This is a genomic window from Yinghuangia sp. YIM S10712, assembly GCF_051388935.1.
GTDB lineage: Bacteria > Actinomycetota > Actinomycetes > Streptomycetales > Streptomycetaceae > Yinghuangia.
The window spans coordinates 208,592-228,492 of sequence record NZ_JBPKBI010000009.1 but is presented as its reverse complement, the minus strand read 5'-3'; the positions used below and the strand labels follow the sequence as shown (position 1 = coordinate 228,492).

Sequence of the window (19,901 nt, the reverse complement as noted above, 5' to 3'; positions counted from 1 at the left end):
CGATCGTCGCCCCCGCGCCCTGCGGTGTTCACCCCGAGGACACCCGGGGATGCGTGGATAGCCGAGTCGGGTGGACGGACTTGTGGGGGTGGAGAACGCGTGCGGGGGTCCGAGGTCGCCGCCTGGTCTCCAACCGACTCCCTCGCGGTCCGGCCTCCCGACGGTTACGAGCCGGTCCGCGTGCTCGGCACGGGCGTCTACGGCATGACCCTGCTGTGCCGCGAGCCGGCCGCCGGCGATCGCGAGACCGTGTTGGTCGTGCTGCGGCCCCGGCCCGCCGCGCCCGCCGAACGCGCGCGTTTCCACACGGAGTTACTGGCCGCCGCAGCCGCCGCGCGGCATCCTTGCACCGCGCTGGTCCGCGACGTCGTCGGTACCGGGGACGGCGACTGCTGCCTGGTGATGGACTGGTACCCCGGCGGCGCGTTCCCCGCCGACGAACCGGTCCCCGTCGACGAAGTCGTGCTTGCGGGCATCCGCGCCGCGCTGTCGCTGCGCGCCGCGCACCGGCGAGGCGTGCTGCACCTGGACGTTCGGCCCGGAGCGCTGCTGCGCGGCACGGACGGCGAGGTGTACCTGTCGGGGCACGGGGTCGCCCGCGCGGTGGAACGAGCCGCACCCGGCATCCGGCGCTCCTACGATCCGGCTTACGCGCCCCGGGAGTTGACCGGCTGGGAGCCCCCCGGCCCGGCGTGCGACGTGGCGATGCTGGGGGCCACGATGTATGCGCTGCTGGACGGTTCCGGGGATCAGCGTCCCGGACGGCCCGTCGCGGGCGCGTCGCTCACCCTGCCGCCCGAGCCCATCGGCGCGGACCCCGCACTAGCGCCGCTGGTCGCCCCACCGGACGAAGTCGAGGCGGCGTACCGGGCGTTGGCGCAGGGCCGGGTCGCGACACCGCGCGGGGGGCCGTTGCCGCCGCAGTTGGCTGCGCTGCTGCGGCGCATGCTCGCCCCGAATCCCGCCGACCGGCCATCAGTCGCGGAAGTGCACGGCGCGTTGTGCGCGTTGGCGCCGGCGACCGTGGCGGATCGCGTTCCGCGCCTCGACCCGGAACCGGACGAGCCGGACCCGCTGTTGCAGCCCGATCCTCCCGAAGAGCCCTACGAGGACGAGGAGGACGACCCCGAGCACGAGGCCCGGCAGCGCCGACGGCGGCGCTGGCTGATCGCGATGGCCGTCGCCGGCGCGCTGTTGTTCGCGGGCGGGGCGTGGGCGATCGTCCGGATGGACGACGGAGGCGGGAAGAAGGCCCCCGCGGCGGGGAGTTCGCCGAGCGCCCCGCCCGGCGCGAGCGGACCGGGCGGCCCCGCAAGGTTGTTGACGCCGTCTGAGGGCTCGCAGTACGCGCCGCGCGACGTCACGACCGTGGCCTTCGGGGACAGCGTGCAGGTGGCATGGCAGCCTCCGGCGGACGCGGCGGCGCAGGCCCAGGTGGCCGGCTACCTGGTGCTCGCCCAGGACGCGCAGGGGTCCGCGGTCGACCGCAGGAACACCCCGTCGACCATGACGAACGCGGTGTTCACGCTGCCGCGCGCCGGGCTCACGCCGACCGGCCCCGTCTGCTACACGGTCACCACGCTGGTGCGCCTGCCCGACAACACTCTTGGCCTGGCGCCCGCCGCGCAGGTGTGCCCCGCGCGCCCGAGCGGCACTCCTTCCACGGGGCCGGGGAGTTCGGGGCCGACACCGACCACCGGCCTGCCGAGCGCCGCCGGCACGCTCCCCGCCGCCCCCGGTCCATCGGGAACGACAACGGCCGCACCGGCGACCTGGGCGGTTCCGGGATCGATCGCCGCAGGCGCCGAGGACGCGGGTCGAACTCCGCGGCGGTTCATTTCCCACGCGCCCGCGCATGTAGCGCGCGAGGCGGGCGGAGCGGAGCAACCCGCCTGATCCCCCGAGGAGTCGGGGCGCCCGGGGCCTGTCCTCGAACAGCCGCCGCGGCCGCACGCCAGGCCTGGCCTGGCCTGGCCGCACGGCACCGGACGACGCGGTCCGCGCGACGCTAGTTCGAAGACAGGCCCTACGGCGCCGGGCTGAGGGGCCAGTCGGTGGCGTTCGTCCACAGGTCCTGCGCCAGGATGTGCGCCTCGGGAAGCACCTTGCCCACGCGCTTCGTGGCGATCTCGATGGTCGTCGAGTGCTGCCAGCCGGGCGAGTTGGGGCGCAGTTGGAAGGCGTGGTCGCCCGGCGGGTTGCGGAACCCCGGGCCGGTGAAGGCGGGGTTGTGCAACTGGTACTTCATGGCGACCTGCTGCATCGCGCCTCCCGCGAAGCCGCCCGCGCCGCTCCACGCCACGCTCGACGCGAAGGATCCGGCCGTCATGGCCTGGTTCTGCGCGGTCATGAGGTAGACGTTCTCGGCCGACTTGCCGACCATGCTGGACAGCATGCTGTTGAGTCCGCCGGTGTACCAGTGGCGGCGGAAGTTCAGGGTGTCGGCGGTCGTGTCGAGCAGGCGGTGGTACGGCTTCTCGTACCGCAGGCCGCCGTCCGCGTCCTTCCCGGCCGCCCGGTTCTCGTGCATCCGGGTCCGGGTTTCGGCGTCCTGCTGACGGGCTTCGGAGCGTTCCGCGTTCCGTTCGGCGGTCTGCTGCTGGTCGCGTGACCCGGCCGCTTCCTCGCGTGCGGTCGCGGCGTTCTTCTCGGCGGTCTCGGCCTTGTGTGTCGATTGCGCTGCGGCCTCTTCGGACTTCTTCGCCGCGTCGTCCGCCTGCTTGGCCTCGGTCTTCGCGTCGTCGCGGTGGTTCGCGGCCTCGTCGGCCTTGGCCTGCGCCTCGTCGGCCTTGTCCCTGGCCTGGTCGGCCCGGTCCGTCTCCGTCTTCGCCTGGTCGCGCGAGGTCTGGGCGTCGTCCTTGGCCTGCCTGGCGTCCTCGCGGGCCTGCGTCTCGGCATCCCTGGCGGTCCTGACGTCCTGCTCCGCCTGCTTCGCCTGGGTTTCCGCGTCCCTGCCCCTGGTCTCGGCGTCCTGGGCCTTGGCGGTGTGCGTGTCGGCCTCGGCCCGCTCCCTGACGCCCGCGTCGCGCTCGGCCGAGGCGGCGTCGCGGTGCTGCTGGGCGTTCGCGGGGTCGCGGTCGGCTTTGGCGTCGAGTTCGCGGGCCCTGGTCTCGTGGTCGTGCGCGCGGTTGTTGTGTTGTTCGGCCGTGTCGCGGTGGGTCCGGGCCTCGCCGCGGTGTTGGTCCGCGGCGTCGCGGTGGGTCTGAGCGTCCTGGGAGCGGTCGTTCGCTGTCTGGGTGTGCCGCTCGGCGTCGGCGGTGCGGTTGTGCGCGGTGCCTTCGTGGCGCTCGGCGTCCTTGGTGTGCTGCGCGGCCGCGTCGCGGTGGGTCTGCTCGGCGGCGCGGTGCTCGTCGCTCGCCCTCTGGTGCTCCACCCGCTGGTTCTCGTGCCGGTCGGCGCGCGTGTCGGCGGCTTTGCTCTCCTCGGCCGCGGTCTTCGCGTCCTGCCTGTGCGTCTCGGCGTCGGTGCGGTGCTGCTGTGCGGTCTGGTCGTGGCCGTCGGCGCGGGAGGTCGCGTTCTCGGCCTGCTGCCTGTGGGTGTCCGCCTCCTGGCGGCTGGTCTCGGCCGACCTCTCGTGGCGTTCCGCGGCCTGCCGGTGGGTGTCGGCCTGCTCGGTGTGCCGTTCCTGGGTCCGCTGGCTCGCCGGGCGCTCGGTGCCCTGGCGGGACGGGTCGGGCTGGTTGCGCGGCGTGCCGTTGGCGTCGGGCTCGGTGGACTTCCAACGACCGGTGGACAAACGGTGCTTGATCTTGTCCCCGACGCCTTTGCCGCCCACGCTGACCACCGCGCCGGCGGCGGCGTTCACGAACGCGGCCGGGTCCCACAGGCGGACGTCCTTGCCGTTGAGGTAGTTCGCCGACAGGGTCGTGGTGTACTTCGTGCCGACGTTGGCGGCGTACTGCATGCTGTACTTCGTGACCGCGACCTTGGTCTTGGCGAAGCGTCCGGTCGCCGTCCATTTGCCGTTGTAACCGCGCATCACCTTGCTGTTCCTGCCGAACGCCGCGACCGTGTTCCTGGTCGTACGGCCCGCCCACGCGACCGGTTTGACGACGAACCCGGCCTTGCTGGAGCGCACCGCGCGGCCGGCCCTCGTCAGCCCGCTCGCGGCCTTGGTGACCCACTTGGCGTTCTTCGCGATCAGCGTGAGGTTCTTCATGCCCGGTATCACGTCCAACAAGGCCATGAAGACGTCCCCCAACCCGGCCTTGCCGCGCGCGTATTGGACGATCGTCGACACCAGCACCACGGCGGCGAGGGCGAGGACGATCCAGCCGAGGGGACCGCTGACGAACAGCGCGATGACGCCGAGGACGGCGACGGCGACCTTGAGCCACGGGACGACGTTGTCGTAGAACCAGTCGGCGGCACGCTCGAACCAGTTGAGGTTCTGGATGCCTTGTTTCGACGCCTCCTGGAGCTTCGTGACCAGAGTGCTCGCGGCGGTGTCGCGGTTCGTGACGGCCGTGGCGCGGTTCTTGACCGCGTCGTTCAGGGCGTTGGTGGCGGCCGTGATGTCGTTGCCGGCCTTCGTCTGCGCCGACAGCGCGTTGGTTTTGTCGTCGCGGGCGGCCTGGAGCTCCGTCGGAGTCGGCTCGGGGATGTTGTGCGCCTTGTGGTTCTCCAGCCTGTCCAGGTGGTTCGTGGCGCGCGTGACCCAGGCGTCGGCCGTCGTCTTGGCGCGTTCCGCCGTCCGCTTGTCCGTCTGCGCGGTCTGTGCGGCGCTGAGCGCGCGGTCGGCGATTCCCTGCGCGGTGGTGAGCGCCGACGCATACGCGATCAGCGCGTTGCCCGCGGTCTCGTACGAGTCTCGGAGCTTGGCGACGTCCGGGGGCACCGGGTCGATGTGCTTCTTGTAGGCCTGGGCCGAGAAGCCGACCCACTGCTGGATCACGCCGTCCGCGCGCATCTGGCTGGTCTCGTTGTGGATGGTCGCGGCGCGGGTCGCCAGCGCGGTGAATGCCTTGCCCAGCGCCTCGACCTGCTGGGGGTCGCCGGGCGTGGGATCGGTGCCGGGCGGCAGGGCACTCCAGTCGGGCGGGCGCGCCATGGTGGTTCTCCCCTCGTGGTGGTCGCGCGGCGCGGACGCGGTGTCCCCCGTTCCGCGTCCACGCCTCGAAGGCGCCCGTCTCGGCGCCCTGTTCGGCGCGCGCACGCCGGGCGCGCGGTGCGCTCCGTGTCAGCTCAGGCCCTGGCCGAGCTGCTGGTCGGCCTGCTCGAACGTCTCGGCGGCCTTCTTGAGGTAGCCGCTCATGCCCTGTAGGCCCTCGATGGTCTGCGAGGCACCGCGGTTGAACTCCTCGTACGACGTCTCGAAAGCCTTGCTGGACTTGTCGGTGACGTAACCGCCGTTGACGAGGGTCTTGATGAGGGTCTGCAACACGGTCAGCTTGTCGATGATGTCGGCGTGCCCGTCCGAGAGGTCCTGCGCGGCCTTGCGCATCTCCTCGTACGTGACGTTGACGTTGGCCATGGGGTGCCCTTCGTTGTCGGTGCGTGGGTGCGTTGACTGCGTGAGGTGCGTTCGGGGCCGGTGCGGCTCGCGGTGGTACGCCCGGTCAGGGGGCGTGGTCGAAGCGGAACGTCGACGTGATGGCGTCGAACAGATCGAGGAAGGAGTCCTGGAGCGCGACGGCCGGCGTGCTGCCGGTGATGACCGCGAGGTGCTCGGCGCTTCCCGGCACACGGACGAAGGTCTGCATTGTCGCGAGCCGCACCCGGCGCGGGCTGCCCGGGAGTTGAACGTCCTCGACCCCCTCGGACCGTGCCGCCGGACCGACTTCGGGGATGTCGACCGTGGACACCCGCTGCCACGTGTCGTTTTCGTGCTGCGCGGTCTTCGGCTTGAGCGCCGCGGCCATCGCACGCGGGTCGGTGTCGAGAAGTTCCCCGGTCGGTGAGCGCGTGGAGACCACGGCCATGGTGACGCTCGCGGTCACCGGCGTGCCGTCCACCTCCTCCGCGTGGCAACCGCAGTACAGCGCACCGGAGTCCCACGCGTCGCGCGCCATGGCACGCAGCAGCTTCAGCAGCGCCGGGCGATGTTCCGCCAGTTCGGGAGCCTCGCGGATGCGGTCGTTGACCGCGCGGCGGATGTTGTCGTCGCGGCTCGCCGGATGGATGTCGAATTCGTACCAGTGCTGCGGCACCGTGATGGACACACCGACCGGTGCCGTGGAACGCGTGCTCCGCACCCTGCCCCCGCTTCCCCGTGAAACGCGCTTCTTCGCTTTCTAGCGGCCTGTGGAGAAGCACTCGGGATATCGAAGGTGAACACCCGGAAATGTCACGGTGAATTCTTGTTCCGGCTCACCGCATTTGCGAGATTCTGATCCGTGGCGGTGAGCTCGCGGACCACCGAGTGACCCATTTCGGACAGTGCCTTCATGGTGCCCTCCAGCTTCTTCCGGCCGTCCCGCCATCCGTCGGCGAAGCCGTGCAGGGCGTCCGAGGCACCGGAATGCCCCAAAGCGGCGTCGACGCGGTCGACTTCCTTCGGTGTGTCGTTCATCGTCTGGCGGATCAGGTCCAGGCGTCTGGCAAAGATGTCGAGAGCCGGAAGATCGACGACCAGGTCTCCGGTGGTGAATGCCATCGTTGTACCCTTCCAGGAAATTCGGATATCCACTCGGCGAGCGGTGCTCTGCACTATCAGGGATATCGGGAATCCGACCGGAACGCCAAGGGGGATCGTGGAAATTCGACTCAGCCTGGCCGCGGCGGACACCACCGCCGATGTCGTCGTCGAAGCCGACCCCGACGTACCGGTCGCCGCCCTCGCCGCGGAGTTCGGCCACGCGGTCGGCACGACCGGCCCGCACGGCGCTCCCCCGGACCTGTACGTCTCGGGCCACCGCCTCGACGCCGCGGCGACCGTGGCGGAATCCCCGCTGCGGGACGGCATCGTCGTCGGGGTGGGCGCACCCGGTCCCACGCCTTCGCCGACATCCATGGGGCACACGGAAGTTCACGTCACCGGTGGCCCCGACGCCGGCGCGGTGTTCCGACTGGGCCCGAGCACCGCGGTGCTCGGTTCGGGGCCGGACGCGTGGCTCCGCGTCGCCGACCCGGCGTTGCCGGCGGCCGCGGCCGAGGTTGACGTCGCGGTCGACGGAGCGGTCACCGTGCACGCGCTGCCCGGCGCCGAGGTTCGCGTCGACGGCGAACTCCTCGACGGCGCCGCGGAATGGCCGCTGCGCGGCGTGCTGACGTGCGGTCACACGGTGTTCGAGCGCGTGGTGCCGACCTTCCCCGACAGCGCGCTGCGCCCGGCCGAGGACGGGGCGGGCCTGGACTTCAACCGCCCGCCCCGTGTGCTGCCGCTGCCGCGCCGCCGCAAGTTCCAGATCCCCACGCGCCCCGAGCAGGGCGAGGCGCAGCCGCTGCCGTGGCTGATGGTGTTGGGGCCGCTGGTGGGGGCGCTGGTCATGGCGTACGTCATGAAGACGCCGCGGTTCCTCATCCTGGCCGTCCTCAGCCCGCTGTCGATGATCGGCATGTACTTCACCAACAAGCGCCACGGCCGCCGTTCCTACCGCAAGCGCTTGGCGCGCTACCACCAGCGCAAGGCGTCGATCGAGGAGCAGGTCGAGCACGCCATCCGGCTGGAGACGTTGCAGCGCCGCGCGGCGTCGCCGGATCCGGCGAAGATCGGACTCATCGCGACGGGACCGCGGCGGCGGCTGTGGGAGCGCCGGCACAGCGACGCGGACCGCCTGGTGCTGCGCGTCGGCACGGGCGAACTGCCGTCCGAAATCGAGGTGATGGACCCGCGGCGGGAGGAACACCGGCGGGCGGATCCGCGTCGGCTCCTCGATGTCCCGGTGACCGTGCCGCTCACGCACAGCGGCGTGCTCGGCGTCGCCGGCCGGGCGAACCTCCCCCGGGCGATCGGGCGTTGGCTGGTGGCGCAGGCGGCGGTGCTGCACAGTCCCGGCGATTTGCGGGTGTGCGTGCTGACCGACCATGCCGGCGCCCCCGACTGGGAATGGGTGCGCTGGCTCCCGCACGCGCGCCCCGAGCAGGACACCCAGGCGGTCGCGCTGCTCGGCACCGACGCCGAGTCGGTGGGCCGCCGAATCGCCGAACTGCTGGCCCTTCTGACGGCCCGCCAGGACGCGGTGAAGGGCGCGGGCGCCGCCGGCGCCCCGGCGGGCCCCGACCATCTCGTCGTCCTCGACGGATCCCGGCGCCTGCGCTCCGTCCCGGGCGTCACGCAACTCCTGCGCGACGGGCCATCGGTGGGCCTGTACGCCGTCTGCCTCGACGCGGACCGCAGCCTGTTGCCGCAGGAATGCGGTGCCGTGGTCGAGGAGGACTGGTACGGCCTGCTGACGGTGACCCGGACCGGCGCGGACACCGCCGACAGCGTACGCCCGGACGCGGTCTCCGCCGCGTGGTGCGAGGAGGTCGCCCGCGCGATGGCTCCGCTGCGCGACGCGAAGACCGAGGAGGCCGCCGGACTCCCGGACTCCTCAAGGCTGTTGGACGTCCTCGACATGGAGCCGCCGGACGCCGAGCTGATCGCCGGACGCTGGTCGCTGGGCGGCCGGTCGACCGTCGCGGTGGTCGGCGAGTCCTTCGACGGCGCCTTCGGTGTGGACCTCGTCCGCGACGGGCCACACGGACTGGTCGCGGGCACCACCGGTTCGGGCAAGTCCGAATTGCTGCAAACCATCGTCGCATCGCTGGCGATCGCCAACCGCCCCGACGAGATGACGTTCGCCCTGGTCGACTTCAAGGGAGGCGCTGCGTTCAAGGACTGCGCGAGGCTCCCGCACACCGTGGGCATGGTCACCGATCTCGAAGCCCGCCTCGTGGAGCGCGCGTTGGAGTCGCTGGCCGCTGAACTGCGGCGCCGGGAGCACATCCTCGCCGACGCGGACACCAAGGACCTGGAGGACTACCAGGTCGCGAGGCGCACCAACCCCGAACTCCGTCCGCTGCCACGCCTGCTCATCGTCATCGACGAGTTCGCCGAGATGGTCACGCAAATGGGCGACTATGTCGCGGCGTTGGTGAACATCGCCCGGCGCGGTCGGTCGCTCGGCATCCACCTGATCCTGGCGACGCAGCGGCCCAGCGGCGCGGTGTCACCGGAGATCCGTGCCAACACCAACCTGCGGATCGCGTTGCGCGTCACCGACAGTGCGGAAAGTGCCGACGTCATCGACGCGCCGGACGCCGGCCGCATCGCGAAGTCCACGCCGGGCCGGGCGTACGTGCGCCTGGGCGCAGCGTCGTTGCTGCCGTTCCAGTCCGCCCGCGTCGGCGGGAGGCGCCCCGGCGCGCCGACCGTGGGAGCCGCGCTGCCCGCCCCGCGCGTGGTCGAACTGCCCTGGTCCGCGCTGGGGTCGCCGCTGCCGCCGCCCCCGCGCGGACCGCAAACCGACAACGACGACCTTCTCACCGACCTCTCGGTGCTGGTCGACGCGATCCGCGACGCAAACGACCGACTCGGCATCCCGCCCCAGCACAGCCCGTGGGCGCCGCCGCTGCCGGACATCCTGACACTCGCCGAACTCGCCTCCGGGAAACCGGAGGTGGTGGCAGGAACTCTGACACCGGCGCCGTACGCGCTGGAGGACGTCCCCAGCGAACAGGCCCGCCACGTACGCACGATCGACTTTGCGTCGTTCGGGCACCTCATCGCCGCCGGCGCACCGCGCAGCGGACGATCGCAGCTCCTGCGCACGATCGCGGGCGCCCTCGCGACCACCAACGCGTGCGCCGACGTACACATTTACGCCCTCGACTGCGGCAACGGTGCGCTGCTGCCGCTGGAGGCGCTGCCGCACTGCGGCGCGGTCGTCCGCGCCTCCGACACCGAGCGGGCCGTGCGCCTCCTCGGCAAGCTCGCCGACGAGGTGCAGCAGCGCATGGCGATGCTCGGCGAGCGCGGCTTCACCGACATCGGCGAGCAGCGCGCCCACGCGGCCCCCGGCGAGGGACTGCCGCACATCGTCCTCCTGCTGGACCGGTGGGAGGGCTTCACGAACACCGTCGGCGATCTCAACCACGGCGAGCACACCGAGACGATCCTGCGGCTGATGCGCGAGGGCGCGAGCGCGGGCGTGCACGTCATCGCGACGGGCGACCGCACGCTGCTCACCGGCCGGATCTCGCAACTCACCGAGAACCGTCTGGCGTTCCGGCTCAGCGACAAGAACGACTACGGCCTGGTCGGCCTGATGTCGCGGCAGGCCCCGGACGAGCTCGCGCCGGGGCGGGCGTACCGGGTGGGCGCGGTGGAACTGCACGTCGCGATGCTCGGCCCCGACCCGGCCGGCCAGGCACAGGCCGCCGAACTCCGCGCAATCGGCGAGGCAGCGCGGCTGCGGGACGCGGAAATTCCGCGTGCGCAACGCCCGTTCGGTGTGGATGTGCTGCCGTCGCGCATCGAGTTCGCCGCAGCCTGGGCACTGCGCGGGCGCGGCGGCACGCCGGTGTCCGCGAGTCCGCTGTGGGGCATGGTCGCGGTCGGCGGCGACTCCCTCACCGCACTCGGGCCCGATCTGGCCGTCGGCGCCCCGGCGTTCGTGATCGCGGGTCCCGCACAGTCGGGCCGCAGCACGGCTCTCGCGGCTGCGGCGAAGGCGTACCTGGCGGTCGGGACGGGGTTGATCGTGCTGGCCCCGCGCGACTCACCGCTTCACAGCCTGCGCGAAGTCCCGGGCGTGGTAAGAGTCTTCGATGGCACCGATGTGCCGGCCGAGGAATTCCTCGCAGCGGTCGAGGCCCTCCCCGGTCCCGGCGTCGTCCTCGTCGACGACGCCGAACTCCTCCGCGACTGCGACGCGGGCCCGGACCTCGCACGCCTCACGCGCCGGTCGCTGCGCCCCGACCTCGGACTGATCCTCGCGGGCGACGCCGACAGCATCTGCGGCGGGTTCTCCGGGTGGCAGGTCGAGGCCAAGAAGGCCCGGCGCGGCCTGATCCTGTCGCCGCAGAACACCCTCGACGGCGACCTGATCGGCGTACGCCTGCCGCGCGCCTTCGTCGGCCAGCCCGTGCAACCCGGGCGCGGCGTCCTACACCTGGGAGACAGCGAGCAGGTCGTCGTGCAGGTGCCGGTGACCACGGTCGGCCGGTGACGGGCATCACCGGCGCACCGCGCGCAGCACGACGAACTTGCGGTTCCCGGAGACGACTTCACAGTTCCCGAAGATTCGTTTCAGCTTGACGTGGTAGCCCAGATGACGGTTGCCGACCACCCAGAGCTCGCCGCCCGGGCGCAACGCCGCGCGTGATCCGGTGAACATCCGCCACGCGGTCTCGTCGGTCGTGGCCTGGTGGCTGTGGAACGGCGGATTGTTGAGTACCAGGTCGACACTGCCGCGCGCGAAACCGGCCAGACCGTCCCCGACCACGAACTCGGCGTCGCCGCCCTCCGGCACGTTCGCCCGGTAGGTCGCCTCGGCGGAGGCCACCGCCTGGAACGACTCGTCGACGAACGTCACCCGCGCCTCGGGATTGCCGAGCGCGGCGGCAAGTCCCACGACACCGTTGCCGCACCCGAGGTCCACGACGTGCTCGGGTCCGCCGCGCCGCGGCAGGTTTTCCAGGAGGAGCCGCGTCCCGGCGTCCAGGCGTTCGGCGCTGAAGACCCCGGCGTGCTCGATCACCGTACGCCCGGACACCGCGCCGACCCCGCCGGGCAGTTCGTAGCTGCGCGGCCACGGACTGTGCTGTGACGCGACACCCGGGTCCGGCGTGCTGAAGATCAACCGCGCCTTCTTCTCCGCGAGCGAGGTTCGCGTCGGCCCGATGATCCGCTCGAACAGCGCCAGCGTCGACGTGTGGATCTCCTTCACCATGCCAGCGCCCACGACCAGGGTCTCGGCGTGTACGGAAGGCGCCAACCGGCACAACTGGTCCTCCAGCAGCGCGAGGCTTTTCGGCACGCGTACCACCAGCGTGTCGACCCGCCCGGGCGGCACGTCGCGCGACGCCAGCAAACGCACCGCGTCCGGATCGACACCGTTGCGCCGGAGGTTCACGCGCGTGGCTTCCTGTGCCGTGAACGAGTCACCGACCTGCGTCACCCCGAACCCCGCAAGCGCAGTGGTCAGCGCCCCCCACCGATCCCCCACGACGACCGGCTCGCCCTTGACCCCACCCGCGTCGGCAAGCCACCGCAACAGGTAGGCATCCGCCGCATCCCAGGCCCGCAGCAGCCCCCGGCGATCCTCCGGGAACCGGACAAGATCGAAGTCGCCCCACGCCGTACTGAAGAGTTCCATGATCCGGCCAGGCTACCGAGGACACCCAAGCCGTATCGCGCCCGCACATGCGCCCGGCACGCGCGCACGCGTCGCCCGCCGGAGCCTGTTCGGTGGATCCCTCCGGGCGCGAGCGGCGTGCACGCATGCTCGCGGCGTTGCGGGCGAAGGAGGGCCGCCGGCCCCGGCAAGCGAGCACGCCGAGTACGAGCCTCTCCCGCCCCCGGTGATCGCACGCCCCACACCACGCGGGCCGGTACGAAAAGAGCCACCGGACAGGGCCTTGGCCGTGGGCGGGTGTGGAGGCCGATGAGGCGGCCATCGTTTTGCGGGCCGCGTGGGCGAGTGCATCGGCATGTCGCCAGGCCTCGGCGGCTTCCTCCGGGGTGGGGGCGTGGTCGCCGTAGGTGATGTCGTTGACCAGCGCCGCGAAGGCGGGGAGGACGGTGGTGAGCCCCGGGGTGTCCGGGGTGTCGCGGAGGCGGGTCAGGCCGTAGGCGGCGACGTCTTCGGCGGTGGTGGTCGCGGGCTCGGGCATGCCGAGGCGGTGCAGGGCGGTGACGACGTGGCGCCAGGCGGCGATGATCTGGTGGGCGGGCTCGCCGCGGCGCTCGCCCCGGCGCCTTCGCCAGGGGGCCAGAGCCCTGTTGAGGCGTAGTACGGCGAGGACCAGGGCCGACAGGCCAAGGGCGGCGAACGGCCAGAACCACCAGCGCAGCCCACCTTGTTCGCCGGAGTCCTCAACCTGCTCTGCCGGCGGCGGGGCGTCGCGGTGGGCGTCGATGATGCGCTCGTCCTCGATCCGGCGCTGCTCGGCGGCGCCCGGCGGTGGGCCGGTGGGCGCGGGCTCGGCCGGGACCGGCACGGCCTGCGGCGGTACGGGCGCTCCGCCGCCGGCATCCTCGCCGGGCGTCGGGTGGAACGGCACCCACCCGACGCCCTCGAACTCGACCTCCGGCCACACCACCGCGTCGCGCCCGAACACCTGCCAGCCGTCGGCCTCTTCGGTGCCCCGGTGGAAGCCGACGGCAACGCGCGTGGGCAGGCCGAGTGTTCGCGCCATCGCGGCGAATGCCGTGGCGAACTGCTCCGACGTGCCGCGCTTGGACTCGGTGAGGAAGAACTCCAGGGCGCGGTAGGTGTGTCCGGGCACCGCGGACACGTCGAAGACGTGGTTGTCACGCAGCCACTGGGCAAGTCGCAGCGCCTGTTGGTACGGGAACTCGCTTCCTGCAGTCGCCTGTTGGGCCAGTTCGCGCAGCCGGTCACGGATCTCGCTGTCGGGCATGCGCGTCATCGCCGGGTCGTCGGCGGGACGGGAGAACTGGATCCGCCGGGGGTCGAAGACGGGCACGTGCGATTCGACGCGGTAGGTGTCGCCGTCCCGCAGTGGCACGCGGGTCGCCAGCGCACCGCTGTCGGGGTCCACGGCCAAGTCGTCGACGTCCGCCGGAGCTTCGATCCGCGACGGCCGGTCCGCGCTCGGCAGCCATACGCCGCCGAGTCGCTGGACGGTGATCCTCTGGTCGAGCGCGACCGTGCGCACCCCCGAGTCCGGGCCGGCGGGGCGGCGTTCCGTGTCGTCGGGGATGCGCCCTCCGGTCGGTTGCAGCGAAGGGGCGGGCGACCAGGTCCTGCCGTCGAAGTCGGTGAACACTGCCAGGCGCCAATCCTGGTCCGCGAGCCGTTCCGCCTCCTCGACGGAATCCGCCGTGGTCTGCACACGGAACATCGGGCGCAGCGGGTCGGCAAGCCATGAGCCCACCAGGGCGAGGGGGTTGGCTCCGGCAAGGGGGGCGGGTGCGGGTGCGGCGGCTTCGTCGCGCGGGCTCAGCGGCGTACGTCCGCCGACACCGCTCAGCGCCGGCGCGAACAACGCGGCGAGCAAGGCGCAGCAGACCACCAAGGGAACCGACGACGCCAGTGCCCCCAGTCGGAACGGCCGCGGATGGCGGCCATCGGTCGGCTCGTTCGCGGCGCCGGCCCGAACAATGACCAACGCCCCAATCGCGCAGGCGAATCCGCCCGCCGGAGCCACGTTGGAGCCCGGCCCGCCCGCGCCCGTCACCACCGCGAGAGCGAACACCGCGAAAGCGGGCAGCGCGGGTGTGAGCACCGTGCGGGTGCGCAGGGCGAGTTCGGCGCCGGCGTACGCCGCGAGCCACACGGCGGTGAAAGGCAGGACCAGCAAGGCACCTTCGGCGGGCACCGGGGCAACTGTCGTCAGGACGCGGTGCGGTGCGTCCAAGAGGTCCACGCCCATGCGGCGGCCGAGTTCGGCGCTCGGCACGGCGTCGCGGTACAGGATGCCCCACGCGACCAGGAACCAGGCGACAGGCTGAGCGAGCAGCGAACGCCACAGTGGGGCGGGTGAGTTGCGGTGCGACCGGGACAGCAGGGCGGAGACGACCACGGGTGCGGCGGCGGCGATGGCGACGACGGGCGCGACGGCCCGCAGGCCGTGTGCTCGATGGAACGCCAGCCCGGCGGCGAGGGCGAGGACGAAGGCGAGCGCGGGCGCCGAGGCCCGGGAAGCAGGTCTGGAACGGCCTTTCACCGCGGTGGCGGGCCGCGCGGACACGGGCGCGGCGGCAGAACGGCCGCCACGCGCCGGGGCGGCTCGCATCGAGGTGGGACGAAGCGAACTCGCGGCACGCTCCGTTGTCGGGGCCGTGTCGTGTCGCGTCATCGCAGGGCCTCACGACGCCACGCGGCCACGAGGCTGTCCGGGCCGTCGACCAGCAGACGGGGGATGTCGTCCGGCAACGTGCCTTGTGCCTCCGCGGTTTCGCGGTGACGTGGGGTCGGCCGGGGCTTCACCGCGCGCTCCGCCGTCCGTTCACCCGCGTGCGGCGCGGCCGTCCGGACGACCACGGTGCGCTCGAACCGGTCGGCGAGCCGCGCGAGCGCCCCCGCGCCGGTCAGATCGTGGCGTCCGGTCACGACCACCAGCGTGCCGCCGGTCCGGTCACGCTCCAAGTCGTCGAACACCCCGGCCAAGGACGGCTCCTGGGACAGACCGACCACCGCGAGGGCGTCGAGGAGTTCGTCGGGCGTCAGGCCCCGGCGCGAGTCCGCCAGCGCGCCGCCTGTCTCGCGCAGCAGGCGCAGCGGGAAGCGGCGCAGGAGTGCCGCGCCGGCCACCGACGCCGCTGTGTCGACGGCGAGTTCGAAGGCCGCCTCGGTGTCGTGCGAGGCGGACTCCCCGTCGTCGGTGGCGTTTTCGTACGCGACCGACCGGGTGTCCAGCACGACGGTCGTGTGCGGCATGCTCACATCCACCATCTGACGGACCATCAGCTCTCCGGTGCGCGCCGACGACCGCCAGTGCACGCTGCGCAGGTCGTCGCCCAGCACGTAGCCGCGCAGGGCGTGGAAGGTCTGGCTGCCGCCGTCCGCGTTCGCCGAGTTCGGCCCGTCGATGTGGTGCGCCCGCCCGGAGGCGAGCAGCGGCAGGGGGTGGACGCGCGGGCGCACCAGCAGCGCCGTCTCCCCCGCGCACCGGCTCGTGCGCCGGGTGAGGGCGAGCGGATCGGCGCGTACGACAAACAGCGGTCCGACGGTCACCCGGCCGCGCCGGTCGGTGGGCAGGCGGTAGCGGGCCTCGCGGGGCTCGTCCGGCCGGAGCCCGGTGACCCGGACCGGCACGGGGTGCCCGCCGCAGCGGTCCTCCAGATCCAAGCGCCGCAGGCCGCGCCGGGCGCGGGTGACGAGGGTGACGACGGCCTCGGCGGGGTCGCCGCGCGGCACCCGGGCGGGGGTGATGGTGCGCCCTGCCGTCACGTGGCGCGGCGGCACGGTCCAGGCGAGCGCGCCGAGTGCCGCGAGGGTCGCGGCGCCTCCGAGCACGGCGGCTTCGGGGTAGCCGAGCGGCCACGCGGCGGCGAGCAGGAGGATCCCGAAGGCGAGGATGCGGGTCCCCAGCGCGGTCCACGGCCACCGGTCTCGCAAGCGCAAGGACGAAATGCCCGGCAGGACGACCGAGTTCGCGGCATTTTCGGGACGGCCGGAGTTTCCGCGACCCGGTGTCGCGGCGCCGCGGACCGCAGCTCGCGGCGTCTTTGCGCTCCCCGCGCTGTCGGCTGCGGACGCGGCGCCCGGCCCGTCCCTGTGGCCCGCGCCTGCGTCCGGCGACTCGTCACCCCGTGCCAACAGGGCTTCCGTCCCGCACGGCGGTCGGCTGCGGCACCGGGACCCGGGCGACGATCTCGGCGATGACGTCGTCCGCGGTCACCCCGGACAGTTCCGCCTCGGGTGCGAGGAGGAGGCGGTGGGCGAGGACGGGCCCGGCGAGCGCCTTGACGTCCTCGGGGAGGGCGTACGTCCGTCCGCGCGCGCCGGCGCGTACCCGGGCGGCGCGGACGAGGGCGACGCTGCCGCGCGGTCCGGCGCCCAGGCGTACGTCGGAGCGGTCGCGGGAGGCGACCGCGATACGGATGGCGTAGTCCACGACCGGGTCGGGGACGCGCACCCGCTCGCGGACCACTCTCGCGAACTCCTCGACGTGCCGGGCCGTCGCGATGGTCGGCAGGGTGCCGACCGATTCGGCCAGGTTGCCTGCGGCGACCGCGAATTCGGAGGCGTGGTCCGGATAGCCGACGGACACGCGCATCATGAACCGGTCGAGTTGGGCCTCCGGCAGCGGGTACGTACCCGACATCTCCACCGGGTTCTGAGTCGCGAACACCAGGAAGGGACGCGGCACTTCATGGGTGACGCCGTCGACGGTGACGCGGCCTTCCCCCATCACCTCCAACAGCGCGGACTGGGTCTTGGGCGAGGCGCGGTTGATCTCGTCGCCGATGACGACGTTCGCGAACACCGGCCCGGGAAGGAACTCGAACTGCCCTTTGTCCTGCCGGAACACCGACACTCCGGTGATGTCCGAAGGCAGCAGGTCCGGGGTGAACTGCACGCGGCCGCAGGTGCCGTCGAGTGAGGCCGCCAACGCCCTTGCCAGCGTGGTCTTTCCAGTGCCGGGCACGTCCACGACCAGCACGTGGCCTTCCGCGAACAGGCATACCAGGGCCAGTTCGACGACGTCGCGTTTGCCTTTGACGACCCGTTCGATGTTGTCCGCGAGCGCGGTGAAGCACTCGGCGAACAGCTTGAGGGGGCCGGGCACCGTGGGGGTTCCGTCGGCGGAAACCGGAACAGTCGTGGTCACCGGGACACTCCTCGCACGCGGCGGACAAGGGTCGGGGGCAGGAAACGGATCACGTGCACTGCCACAACTGGCCGGGCGAGTACGTCCCCTTGTCGGCGTTGGTCGTGCGGATGTACAGGTCGCTCACCCACCCCTGCTTGCCTTCCCACGTCACCCGGTCCCAGATCGCGCTCGCGGTGCTCTCGCCCTGGCGGGTCACGCGCTCACCGGTGACCTGGCAGTGCACGGTGATGTTCCCGGTGTAGCCCGCCGGGATCTCGCCGGCCCGGCCACCGGTCTGCGTGGTCGGCTCGTTGCGCACGCCGACGGGGACGCCGTTGGGGATGTTGGGGCCGACTTTGAGCGTCCTGGCCGGCGGCGTCAGATCGAGCGTGCCCCGTCCCGCCGTGCTCCGCCCGGCCTCGCTCACCGCGGTCACCGTGGCCTGGTACCTGCGGCTGTTCTCCAACCCGGTCAGCGTGTGCGAAAGCCCCTCGATCCGCTGTGACTTGCCGTCGACCTCAAGGGTGTACCAGACCTCGGACGCCCCGTTCTTCGGCGCGGCGCGCCAGGTGACCTTGCCGCCGTGGCCGCCCTCCGACGGTGTGGCCTGCACCTTGCCCACCGAGCCCGGGACGGTGCACGGGCGAACCGGCGTGGACGCCGGCGACGTCGCCGTACGGCCGTCCGCGTAGTGCGCGACGACCTTGAAGCCGTACTCCTCGGTGCAGGAGCCGCCGCTGACGGTGAACTGGAACGGGCCGTCGGCGTCCACGGCCGCAGGGCTCGCGGTCTGTCCGCCGGCCAGGCCGCTGACGGTGTACCGGGTCGGGCGCGCGCCCGCCGACGGAGCGAAGGTGATGACGATCCGTCCTGGCCCGGAGGTCGCCTCGGGCTGGCCGGGCGGTGTGACGGGCTCGGGAGGCGGCGTCGGCGAAGGCGGCGCGGCACTCGTCGTCGGCGGGCGCGTCGCGGGGGCCGAAGTGGTCGGGGCCGTCGTCGCGGGGGCCGATGTCGTCGGCGCGGCCGTCGTCGGCTGCGCTTCGCCGGTCTCCTCGGGCACGGTCGTCACCGGCGGAGGCACCGGTACGGCCGGTCCCGTGGGCACCGGCGGCCCGTCGGGCACCGTCGGCTCGCCGGGCCCGGCCGGCTGCGACGCGGGCGGCCGGCTCGGCGACGAGGTCACCGTGGGTCGTGCGGGTGCCGACTGCGCGGACGGGCGCACGGTCGCGGGAGGCTCCGGCCGCGAGGGCGTCGCGCGGTCGTCCCGGTCGTTCCCGGCACCGCCACTGCCCCCTCCGCCACTGCTGCCGCTGCTGCCGCTGCTGCCACCCGAACTTTCGGTGTCCCCCTGGTCGTTGCCGCGCCCCCCGGCAGGATCGCCGGGAACCTGTTGCGGTGCCTGCGAAGCCTCGGCGTCGGTGCCTTCAGGGGCTTCGGACGCGTACTTCCCGACCGGGTGCGCGGCTCCTGACGTGTCGACGACCATCGCGGCCGAGCTGTCTTGGTCGTTGACCCACAACATGCCGTCGCGGACGAAGGACTCCAGCGGTCCCGGCTGCCCGGTGACCTTGATCTGCGGGTCGAACTGCGCCTTGGCGGTGTCGTACACCAACAGGTTGCCGTGTGCGCGGTCGGGGATGTAGACCTTGGCGCCCAGAACCTGCGGCGGCGCGAACGACTCGGCGGGGGCGCCGATTCCGAGCGGCACGGCGGTCACCGAGCCGAGGTCGAGGTCGACGAGCACGAGGGTCCCGGTGTCGCCCGCGAGTACCGGGACGAGGGACCCGGGCGTGGTCTCCGGCGTCAACACCCTTGCGGGGTCGGCGTTTCCAAGTGCGTCCGGGAGGCGTACGGTCAGCGTCGGCCCACCGGCCTCGACGACGGTGACGGTCTTGGCGCGCGGGTCGGTCACCACCGGACGGTCGCCGGCCAGCGTGAGCCGCAGCGGTCCGCCCGGTTCGGCGACGCGCACCGGAACACCGGGCACCGCGCCGCGCACGGGCACGATCTGCCCCTTGCCCGGCAGCGGAACCCACAGCGTCGCCCGCGAGTCGGCCTGGGCCCGGCCCAGCGGCTTGTCCCCCAGGTCGACGGCCGGGGCGAGCGGCGTGAGGTCGACGGGGTCGATCGGGCGGACTGTGCCCTGCGCCTCGTCCACGAGCCAGGCGCTGCCGCCGCCGGTGACGAGCCGCAGGCCCGGCAGTCCGTAGTCGTAGCGGTACGGGACGGACAGCTCCGCGGGGTCGATGCGCGAGACCACGCCGGTCTCCTGGTCGACGACGAGCACGGTCGAGTCGTCCTCGGCCACCTGGACGGGGTGTCCCTGCGTACCGGGCAGCGCGACGCGGCCGTCGGTGCGGCCGGTCGGCCCGTTGACGTGCGAGGCACTGCCGTCACCGGAGTTCGGCAGCCACGCGCCCAGGTCGCCGAGTTTGGGGATCGCGTCGGCCGCGCCGATGCCGACGACCACGGACGCCGCGATGAGCCCGCCGACCGCCGCCAGAGCGACCGACCCGGTGACCCGGTCGCGG

General features: G+C 72.7%; 9 protein-coding genes and 2 pseudogenes. 2 read left to right on the top strand and 9 right to left on the bottom strand.

From position 1 onward, the window contains the following. Positions 1 to 99 precede the first annotated feature (99 nt). On the top strand, positions 100 to 1,896 hold the full coding sequence (locus tag ACRX5W_RS20040) for a protein kinase domain-containing protein (RefSeq protein ID WP_436789586.1): 1,797 nt from the start codon (positions 100 to 102) through the stop codon (positions 1,894 to 1,896). A gap of 130 nt (positions 1,897 to 2,026) precedes the next feature. Here ACRX5W_RS20040 and ACRX5W_RS20035 read toward each other — a convergent pair whose 3' ends face one another. The 4 genes from ACRX5W_RS20035 to ACRX5W_RS20020 form a co-directional block, all read right to left on the bottom strand. After that, positions 2,027 to 5,050: a hypothetical protein gene (locus ACRX5W_RS20035; protein ID WP_436789585.1), complete on the bottom strand. Its 3,024-nt coding sequence runs from the start codon at positions 5,048 to 5,050 to the stop codon at positions 2,027 to 2,029. Positions 5,051 to 5,179: 129 nt separating this feature from the next. Next, positions 5,180 to 5,473: a WXG100 family type VII secretion target gene (locus ACRX5W_RS20030; protein WP_436789584.1), complete on the bottom strand. Its 294-nt coding sequence runs from the start codon at positions 5,471 to 5,473 to the stop codon at positions 5,180 to 5,182. Positions 5,474 to 5,558: 85 nt separating this feature from the next. Beyond that, complete coding sequence (locus tag ACRX5W_RS20025) at positions 5,559 to 6,194, bottom strand: hypothetical protein (RefSeq protein ID WP_436789583.1); 636 nt, start codon at positions 6,192 to 6,194, stop codon at positions 5,559 to 5,561. A 92-nt stretch (positions 6,195 to 6,286) separates the two neighbouring features. Then, positions 6,287 to 6,595 carry a hypothetical protein gene (locus tag ACRX5W_RS20020; protein ID WP_436789582.1) on the bottom strand — a complete coding sequence of 103 codons (309 nt, stop codon included), beginning with the start codon at positions 6,593 to 6,595 and terminating at the stop codon, positions 6,287 to 6,289. Between the two features lie 97 nt (positions 6,596 to 6,692). Between ACRX5W_RS20020 and ACRX5W_RS20015 the strand changes: the two genes are divergently transcribed. Continuing rightward, complete coding sequence (locus ACRX5W_RS20015) at positions 6,693 to 11,093, top strand: FtsK/SpoIIIE domain-containing protein (RefSeq protein WP_436789581.1); 4,401 nt, start codon at positions 6,693 to 6,695, stop codon at positions 11,091 to 11,093. Positions 11,094 to 11,099: 6 nt separating this feature from the next. Here the strand turns inward: ACRX5W_RS20015 and ACRX5W_RS20010 are convergent, their stop codons facing one another. The 5 genes and pseudogenes from ACRX5W_RS20010 to ACRX5W_RS19990 all read right to left on the bottom strand — a co-directional run. Further along, positions 11,100 to 12,242: a methyltransferase gene (locus tag ACRX5W_RS20010; RefSeq protein WP_436789580.1), complete on the bottom strand. Its 1,143-nt coding sequence runs from the start codon at positions 12,240 to 12,242 to the stop codon at positions 11,100 to 11,102. A 346-nt stretch (positions 12,243 to 12,588) separates the two neighbouring features. Further along, positions 12,589 to 14,847, bottom strand: a pseudogene (locus ACRX5W_RS20005) (DUF3488 and transglutaminase-like domain-containing protein); the annotation flags it as partial. Between the two features lie 59 nt (positions 14,848 to 14,906). Continuing rightward, a complete protein-coding gene (locus tag ACRX5W_RS20000; protein WP_436789579.1) occupies positions 14,907 to 16,172 on the bottom strand; it encodes a DUF58 domain-containing protein in 1,266 nt (421 codons plus the stop codon). Positions 16,173 to 16,359: 187 nt separating this feature from the next. Then, a complete protein-coding gene (locus ACRX5W_RS19995; RefSeq protein ID WP_436789578.1) occupies positions 16,360 to 17,388 on the bottom strand; it encodes an AAA family ATPase in 1,029 nt (342 codons plus the stop codon). A 49-nt stretch (positions 17,389 to 17,437) separates the two neighbouring features. Beyond that, positions 17,438 to 19,901: pseudogene (locus ACRX5W_RS19990) on the bottom strand (hypothetical protein); the annotation flags it as partial.

Excerpts from the sequence above, each read along its gene's own strand:
- ACRX5W_RS20035 (WP_436789585.1), bottom strand. The coding sequence starts at position 5,050 with ATGGCGCGCCCGCCCGACTGGAGTGCCCTGCCGCCCGGCACCGATCCC.
- ACRX5W_RS20030 (WP_436789584.1), bottom strand. The coding sequence starts at position 5,473 with ATGGCCAACGTCAACGTCACGTACGAGGAGATGCGCAAGGCCGCGCAG.
- ACRX5W_RS20020 (WP_436789582.1), bottom strand. The coding sequence starts at position 6,595 with ATGGCATTCACCACCGGAGACCTGGTCGTCGATCTTCCGGCTCTCGAC.
- ACRX5W_RS20010 (WP_436789580.1), bottom strand. The coding sequence starts at position 12,242 with ATGGAACTCTTCAGTACGGCGTGGGGCGACTTCGATCTTGTCCGGTTC.